The 7,289-nt window shown below is 67.6% G+C and carries 8 protein-coding genes and 1 pseudogene; 3 read left to right on the forward strand and 6 right to left on the reverse strand.

What is annotated here, in order from left to right:
• From N5C25_RS19885 to N5C25_RS19895, 3 genes and pseudogenes are all read right to left on the reverse strand, one after another.
• Nucleotides 1-286: pseudogene (locus N5C25_RS19885) on the reverse strand (sensor histidine kinase); the annotation flags it as partial.
• Nucleotides 283-942: a response regulator transcription factor gene (locus tag N5C25_RS19890; RefSeq protein WP_262214387.1), complete on the reverse strand. Its 660-nt coding sequence runs from the start codon at nucleotides 940-942 to the stop codon at nucleotides 283-285. The pseudogene N5C25_RS19885 and the gene N5C25_RS19890, both read right to left, overlap by 4 nt.
• Nucleotides 942-1,232: a PepSY domain-containing protein gene (locus N5C25_RS19895; RefSeq protein ID WP_262214386.1), complete on the reverse strand. Its 291-nt coding sequence runs from the start codon at nucleotides 1,230-1,232 to the stop codon at nucleotides 942-944. Before N5C25_RS19895 ends, N5C25_RS19890 begins: the two co-directional genes overlap by 1 nt.
• A gap of 151 nt (nucleotides 1,233-1,383) precedes the next feature.
• Between N5C25_RS19895 and N5C25_RS19900 the strand changes: the two genes are divergently transcribed.
• A complete protein-coding gene (locus N5C25_RS19900; protein WP_043401290.1) occupies nucleotides 1,384-1,818 on the forward strand; it encodes a PepSY domain-containing protein in 435 nt (144 codons plus the stop codon).
• A gap of 82 nt (nucleotides 1,819-1,900) precedes the next feature.
• Here N5C25_RS19900 and N5C25_RS19905 read toward each other — a convergent pair whose 3' ends face one another.
• From N5C25_RS19905 to N5C25_RS19915, 3 genes are all read right to left on the reverse strand, one after another.
• Nucleotides 1,901-2,383 carry a hypothetical protein gene (locus N5C25_RS19905; protein WP_279937737.1) on the reverse strand — a complete coding sequence of 161 codons (483 nt, stop codon included), beginning with the start codon at nucleotides 2,381-2,383 and terminating at the stop codon, nucleotides 1,901-1,903.
• Between the two features lie 126 nt (nucleotides 2,384-2,509).
• The gene (locus N5C25_RS19910; RefSeq protein ID WP_279937738.1) at nucleotides 2,510-3,718 is read right to left on the reverse strand and encodes an FAD-dependent oxidoreductase; all 1,209 of its coding nucleotides are present in this window, start codon (nucleotides 3,716-3,718) and stop codon (nucleotides 2,510-2,512) included.
• Nucleotides 3,719-3,730: 12 nt separating this feature from the next.
• Nucleotides 3,731-4,225 (reverse strand): lipocalin family protein, encoded by a 495-nt coding sequence (locus tag N5C25_RS19915; protein ID WP_058978917.1) that lies wholly within the window; start codon nucleotides 4,223-4,225, stop codon nucleotides 3,731-3,733.
• A 182-nt stretch (nucleotides 4,226-4,407) separates the two neighbouring features.
• Here N5C25_RS19915 and N5C25_RS19920 point away from each other — a divergent pair, with 182 nt between their 5' ends.
• Nucleotides 4,408-4,656 carry a hypothetical protein gene (locus N5C25_RS19920; RefSeq protein WP_021201923.1) on the forward strand — a complete coding sequence of 83 codons (249 nt, stop codon included), beginning with the start codon at nucleotides 4,408-4,410 and terminating at the stop codon, nucleotides 4,654-4,656.
• Between the two features lie 87 nt (nucleotides 4,657-4,743).
• Nucleotides 4,744-7,173, forward strand: coding sequence for a DUF3772 domain-containing protein (locus N5C25_RS19925; RefSeq protein WP_058978915.1), 2,430 nt, complete (start codon nucleotides 4,744-4,746; stop codon nucleotides 7,171-7,173).
• The last annotated feature ends 116 nt before the right edge of the window (nucleotides 7,174-7,289 follow it).

Genomic DNA, 7,289 nt, shown 5'->3' on the forward strand with positions numbered 1-7,289 from the left:
GCAGAACGCGGCCATCGGCACCGGCTATCTGCCAGTAGGCACCGGAGAACACGCGCTGGAAACGCGCGTCGTTGGGTTCCTGGCGCAGCTGCAGCTGGCCGTCGGAAGCAACTTCCATCTGCGCGACCAGCGTCAGCATGTCCTGCTGCAGTTCGTGGTCGAGGCGGTCGCGCGCGCTGCGCTTGAACAGTTCGCCCAGCAGCGCGCTGGCCAGCAGCGAGACCAGCAGCAGGCCGACGCCACCGGCCAGCAGCAGGCGCCGTCGCAGCGACGGTTGCCGGTTCACGGCGCGGCCAGCCGCCAGCCCTGGCCGCGCACGGTCTGGATCAGGTCGATGCCGAGCTTGCGGCGTACCCGGCCCAGCAGCACGTCCAGTGCGTTGGAGTCCGGGTCATGGCCGCCGTCGAACACCTGTTCGCCCAGGCGGTCGCGGCCGATCACCTGCCCACTGTGGTGGATGAAATAGCTGAGCAGGCGGAACTCCTGCGGGCTGAGGGGTAGCGCCTGCCCATCCAGTTCAAAGCGGCCGGCATTGACGTCCAGCTGCAGCGGGCCGCAGTGCAGGCGCGGGCTGGCGTGGCCATGGCTGCGGCGGATCAGGGCGCGCAGGCGCAGCACCAGTTCGTCGGCCTGGAATGGCTTGGTGAGGTAATCGTCGGCACCGGCATCGAAGCCGGCCAGCTTGTCGTGCCAGCGCCCGCGTGCGGTCAGCACCAGCACCGGAAAGCTGCGGCCATTGCCGCGCCAGCGCTCGATCACGCTCAATCCGTCAAGCCCGGGCAGGCCCAGGTCAACGATGGCCGCCTGCAGGTCTTCGATCTGGCCGATCTCCTCGGCCTGGCGGCCATCGGCAACCACATGCACCACGTAGCCGGCCTGCTCCAGCAGGGGCACCAGGCGCTGTGCCAGTGCGGCATCGTCTTCGGCCAACAGGATGCGCATCAGTCGTCGAGCTCCGTCTTCAGCAGCTTTCCGCTGCGCGCATCATAGTCCAGCTCCACCACCACGCCGTCGCCGCGCAGGATCTCCACTTCGTAGACACCGTCATCCAGCTCCACTTCCAGCAGCTGGCCCGGGTAGCGCTTGAGCGCATCGCGCACCACGCTTTCCAGCGGCACGTAGCGGCCCTGCTGCACGGCGCGGCGCGCGACCTGCTGCGCCGGGTCCTGGACGGGCGCGGCGGTGGTCGGGGCGTTGGCCAGGGCCAGCAGCAGGGGCAGGGTGGAGAGCATCGGGGCGCAGGGAGGGCTGTAGGAACAGGCGTGAGAGTGCCGGGGGTGACTAACAGCTGGCTAACAGTGCCGGCTAAGGCGCTGTTAACCACGGGGTGCATCGTGGCGTTGCCGGGATGGTCCGGCCACGAACACGAACAGGAGAACCCCCATGTTGAAGTCGCTCACCCTCGCCACTGTTGCCCTGCTGACCGTCGCGCCGGCCGTACAGGCCGCGCCGCTGGGCATGGCCCAGGTTGAACAGACCCTGCGCAAGGCCGGCTACACCCAGATCCACGAGATCGAGCGCGATGACGGCCTGTGGGAGGCCGACGTGAGCCGCGCTGATGGCCGCTTCAGCGAGGTCTATGTGGACCCGAAGACCGGCGAGATCTTCGACGAGCACAGCGGCCGCGCGCTGCTGACCACCGAGCAGGTGCTGGCACGGGCACAGGCGCATGGCCTGCGCGAGATCCATTCGCTGGAACGCGATGGTGCGACCTGGTCGCTGGAGGCCCGCAATGCACGCAACCAGAAGGTGGACGTGCGCCTGAGCGGGTATGACGGCCGGATCCTGCACAGCGAGCGCGATGGCTGGCTGGATTGACGTTGGCCTCTGTAGAGCCGAGCCCATGCTCGGCTTTCCGGCCAACCGTAGCCGAGCATGGGCTCGGTTCTACAGGGCTGGCTTACCAGCCAAACGGCGGCGGGTAATCCCAATAGCCCGGGCCGCGGCCGTAGTAACCGCCGTACGGGCCGAAGAATCCCGGGCCCTTGCCTTCGCTCACGTGGATGTTGACGTTGACCCCGTGGGTCTTGCCCTCATCGGTGGTGTAGTTCTTGCTCAGGTTCAGCGTGGCCGCGTTGTAGTGGCTGTTGCCACCGTTCTTCGAATAGCCGATACCGGTGGTGAAGCTGCCGGACACCTTGACCTTGTCGTCGGTGACGTCGGCGATCTTCGCGTCGTCGTGCACGCGCGGGCCGCTCTTGTCACCGTAATAGGTGCCGGGCGGGTCCTGCTGCAGGGCCGGGTCGTTGAGGTAGCGCATTGGCGCCTGCGGCAGCGTCAGGTCCAGGCCAGCGGCCTGCGGCGCAGTGGTGCCAGCGGCGGACTGGGCCAGCACGGTTCCCGGCAGGGCCAGGCACAGCAGCAGGGTCAGGGGGCGGATCATGACGGCGCTCCAGCGGACAGGTGGCCACGCAACACGCGGCGGTACAGGCCGACGCTAGCAGGGGTTGCTTGAATGATGCCTGTCGGCACCGGATTGGGGTAGAGCCAGGCCGTGCCTGGCCGCAGGTCACAACCGCCCGAATCCGAACAATCCCTCCAGCGCATGCCTGCGCCGCTCGATCCGGGCCCGCAGCAGCTGCGCGCCGATCATCGAATAGGTGATGCCGTTGCCGCCGTAGGCCATGGCGAAATGCACCCGCGGCCCCCACTGGTCGTGCGGGCCAAAGAACGGCAGGCCGTCGGCGGTTTCAGCGAAGGTGCCGGCCCAGGAGAACGCCGGTACCGGATCCAGACGCGGGAACCAGTGCAGCAGCTGATCCATCAGCTTGTCGGCCTTGTGCTGCACGCGCCGGTCGCGGCGAGCCGGAATGTCGATGGCGTCATCCAGCCCGCCCACCAGCAGGCGGCGGTCGCCGGTGGCGCGCAGGTACAGGTACGGGCGTGCGCTCTCCCACACCATGGTGTTGCGCAGCCGGCCGAGCGCGCCCGCATCAATGGGATCAGTGATGAAGGCATAGCTGCTGCGGTTGCGTGCGACCCGCTGCTCGAGCCAGCGCTGGCTGGCGTAGCCCATCGCCAGGACCACATGGCGGGCGCGGACCGTAGCGCCGGCCTCGGTCAATGCGGTTACGCCCTGCACGCCGGGCTTGAGCGTGTGCAGCACCGTGCGGTCGTGCACATGGCCACCGCGCCGGCGCACCCGTTTGAGCAGGCCGTAGGTAAGGCAGTAGGGGTCAACCCGGGCCGCCTGGCGGGTCAGCAGGGCGCCACCGGCGTCCACGTCGAAGCGTTCGCGAAGGGCTTCGCGGTCCAGCCAGCGGGCGTCCAGTCCAATGCCGCGGCGCGCAGCACCTTCGGCCATCAAGCGCGGCACGTCGCGCCGCCGGCTGGCCAGATACAGGCTGTCCATCTGCTGGAAATCCACGTTCTTCAGTCCACGTGCCACTTCGCCCAATGCCGGGATCGCATCGGCACAGGCACGGTAGGCCAGGGCGGCCGCATCGTTGCCATAGCGCTGGGCCAGCTCCAGCAGGTGGGTGTCGATCTCGTACTGCAGCAGCGCGGTGCTCGCGGCCGTGCTGCCCCAGCCGATGTCGCGCTGCTCGATCAAGGCCACGTCATGGCCATGCCGGGACAGCTCGTCGGCGATGAGTGAACCGGTGATGCCGCCACCGACCACCAGCACGTCGCAGCGCAGGTCCTTTTCCAGCGGCGGGAACGCCTGGATCAGTCCGTTGCGTATGGCCCACCACGGGTAGCCACTTTTCAGGTCCATGAAGTGTGCTGCTCAGGCGGTCGGGTGGCCGGTATGCGGGGTCTGGATCAGTTCGGACAGATCGAAGCCCTGCAGGCGCGCTGCGGCCAGATAATGTTCCTGCACGGTGGCGTCCAGCTGCGGCTCGCGTGCCAGCAGCCACAGGTACTTGCGATCCGGGCTGCCCACCAGCGAAACGCTGTAGTCCGGGGCGATCTGGATCACCCAGTAGTCGCCCTTGGCAAACGGCAGCCAGCGCAGGCCCTTGGGCAGGAAGCTGACTTCCAGGCGCGCGCTGTCGTTTTCGACGGCGCAGGCCTCGCCGGTTGCCTCTTCGATCTCGCCGTCCATGCGGCAGCGGTTGGTGACGCCGACGTTGCCGTTCTCGAGCAGGGTGTAGTGCGCCGACACGTCGGTGCAGCCTTCCGGCTCGTGGCGCATCGGCAGACGGGCGATCTCGTACCAGGTGCCCAGGTAGCGGGGCAGCTTGAGGTCGGCGACGGTCTTCAGCGGCGGGTGGTCGGTCATCGGCAGTGGTGGCAGTGGTGGGTCTCCACGATGCCGATGGGCTCGCCATGGGCGGGTGAAGCCGGGGCGATGGCCGTGTCCAGAACGTTCCGTCGCCGCTGCGACGTGCCTGTTGCCACCGGCCTGGCGGTATCCTGCCGCCAGCGCCGTGTTTTCCTGATCCAACCGAGGTGGAGGTGCCGATGTACCAGGTGATCCTGTTGAAGAGTGAATCCGCGTTCGCGCGCGAACAGTGGCCGCAGGTCGATGACCTGGTCGACTACGAGGGCGTGAGCTACAGCCTGCGTGCCGGCCCGCGCCAGCCGCTGCCGACCGACCACGACTGGTACCCGGTGGCGGTGTATGCGCCCGATGAGATTACCGAGGAAGAGTTCCAGGACTGGTATGCCCTGCAACAGCCGACGGTGGAAGAGTTGCGCCTGAAGTACTGACGCGCGACGCTGACGGGGCCGCCCATCCGCTGTTGACCGCCTGTGCCGTATAGTCGCGCGCAGGCGCGGTGGTCCGCGCGAACTGGTATGTCTGGCGTGTCTTCTTTCCTGCGATCGATCCGTGCACGGGGGCCCTGGCTGGCCCTGCTGCTGTGCACTGCCTTCCTGCTGTCCGCACCGGTGCTGGCACAGGATGAGGACCCCACGCCGAAGCAGCAGCTGGCGGATATCGATGCAAAGCTGAAGGAAGTCGACCGCAAGCGTGGTGATGCCGCGGCCATCGAAACACTGGCCATGCTGTCCGAGGATGCTTCGAAGGCCCGGCGTGACGCCGAGGCGCTGGAGAAGTCGCTGCAGCCGCAGCTGGACCGCCTCGACGAACAGCTGGCGCAGTTGGGCACGCCTGCCGAGGGCGCCACCGAGCCGCCCGAACTGGCGGCGCAACGGCGCACCCTCAACAAGCAGCGCGATGGGCTGGCCGCATCGGTGGCGCAGGCCAAGGCCAGTGCCGTGCGTGCCCAGCAGCTGGCAGCCGACATCGACCAGCAGCGCACTGCGCAACGCGCCGAAGACATGGGGAAGAAGGTCGCCTCGCCGTTGTCTCCGGCGCTGTGGAGCAAGGTGGCCGAGCGCCTGCCGATCGATATCGCACGCGTCGCGCCGTTGGCCGAGCAGGGGCGCGATACGTTTGTTGCTGGTGTCCGGGCCAATGGCTGGGGCACGCCGTTGCTGGGCCTGCTGGCCGCGCTGGTGATGATGTTCCCGCTGCGGCTGTGGCTGCGCAGGCTGGGGCGGCGCTTTGCGGCGTCCGAGCGTGCGCCGGACGGTCGCCTGCGGCGATCCGGACTGGCGATGTGGCTGCTGCTGGTGGGCACGCTGCTGCCCGGCTATGCCGTGGTGTTGCTGATGGCAGCGCTCGATGCGATCGATGCCATCGCGCCGCGTCTGCAGGTGGTGGCCGACGGCCTGGAGACGGCCACCTTCCGCGCGGCCTTCATTGCGGCGCTCAGCGCGTGCATGCTGGTACCCAAGCGTCCGTCGTGGCGGTTGCTGAATCTGGATGACACCGCCGCACTCAAGCTGCGCAAATACGCCTGGGGCGCGGCGGCGCTGGCCTGGCTGAGCACGGTGCTGGTGGCCCTCGACCAGGCTACGCGCACCAGCGACGTCACCACGGTGGCGTTGGACGGCCTGATTGCCCTGACCTACCTCGGCCTGATCATGGCCATGCTGGTGACCCTGGCGCGCCTGCATCGGCGGCAGACCGCCGAAGCCGAGGCCAAGCTGGAGGCACAGGCCGATGGCGTGGGTGCGGCAACGCCGGTGCGTCGCAGCAGCTGGCTGGTACTGGCACGCGTAGCGGGCAACGTCGCGGTGGTGGCCGCCATCGCCGCGACGTTGATGGGCTACCTGAATTTCGCCAAGTTCGTGAACCAGCAGCTGATTGGCGGCAGCATCGTGGTGCTGGCGGCGACCCTGCTGTTCAAGTTCGTCGATGACCTGAGCACGTGGATGCTCAACGCCGACAGCAAGGTCGGCCAGACCATCCTGCTCAGTACCGGCCTGAGCGTATCGCGGCTGGAACAGGCGGGCGTGCTGCTGTCGGCGGCGTTGCGCACCATCGTCGTACTGATCGCGCTGCTGGCGCTGGTGGCACCGTTCGGCAACATCGGCGCCGTGGTGGAGCGCTTCTCCTCGCTGTTCACCTCTGGATTCGACATTGGCGGAACCAAGCTGGAGCCGGTGCGCATCGTGCTGGCGGTGCTGGTGCTGCTGGCTGGCCTGGCCGTTACCCAGCTGGTACAGCGCTGGCTGACCGACACCTACCTGCCCAAGACCGAGCTGGACCTGGGCGCGCGCAATTCGGTGAGTACCGTTGCCCGCTATGTGGGCATCATCATCGCGGTGATCTGGGCGCTGTCGGCGATGGGCCTGCAGCTGAGCAAGCTGGCATTGCTGGTCAGCGCGCTGTCGGTGGGTATCGGTTTCGGCCTGCAGGTGATCACCCAGAACTTCGTCTCCGGCCTGATCCTGCTGGCCGAGCGGCCGGTGAAGATCGGCGACTGGGTGAAGCTGGGTGACCAGGAGGGCGACATCCGCCGCATCAGCCTGCGATCGACCGAGATCCAGGTGGGCGACAAGTCGACGCTGATCGTGCCCAACTCCGAGCTGGTCACCAAGACCGTGCGCAACATGACGATGGGCAACAACCAGGGCCGCATCCAGATCCAGTTCGCGGTGCCGCCCAGCACTGATGTCGGCAACCTGCGGCAGGCGCTGCTGGATGCGTATACCGCGCACGCCAACGTGTTGCAGCAGCCGACACCGACGGTTTACATCGACAGCATTGCCGGTGGCCAGATCACCATCAACAGTTTCGCGTACGTGGCCAGCCCGCGGCAGGTCTACGCCACCCGCAGCGATCTGTACTTCAGCCTGCTGCAGATCCTGGCCGAGCGGAACATTCCGCTGTCGACCCCGACCGACATCCACATCACCCGCGATCCGCAGGAGTAGGGGGTGTTCTGCAGGGCTGCGCCCTGCACCCGCCGAAGCAACGGCCGAAGCAAGAGCAACAGCAACGGCAAGTGCTGGTTTCCTGTGGGATGGCGGGGTGGGTCCGGTTGCGGGGG

The sequence above is a fragment of the Stenotrophomonas sp. GD03958 genome (assembly GCF_029839005.1).
In the GTDB taxonomy this organism is placed as follows: Bacteria; Pseudomonadota; Gammaproteobacteria; order Xanthomonadales; family Xanthomonadaceae; genus Stenotrophomonas; species Stenotrophomonas hibiscicola.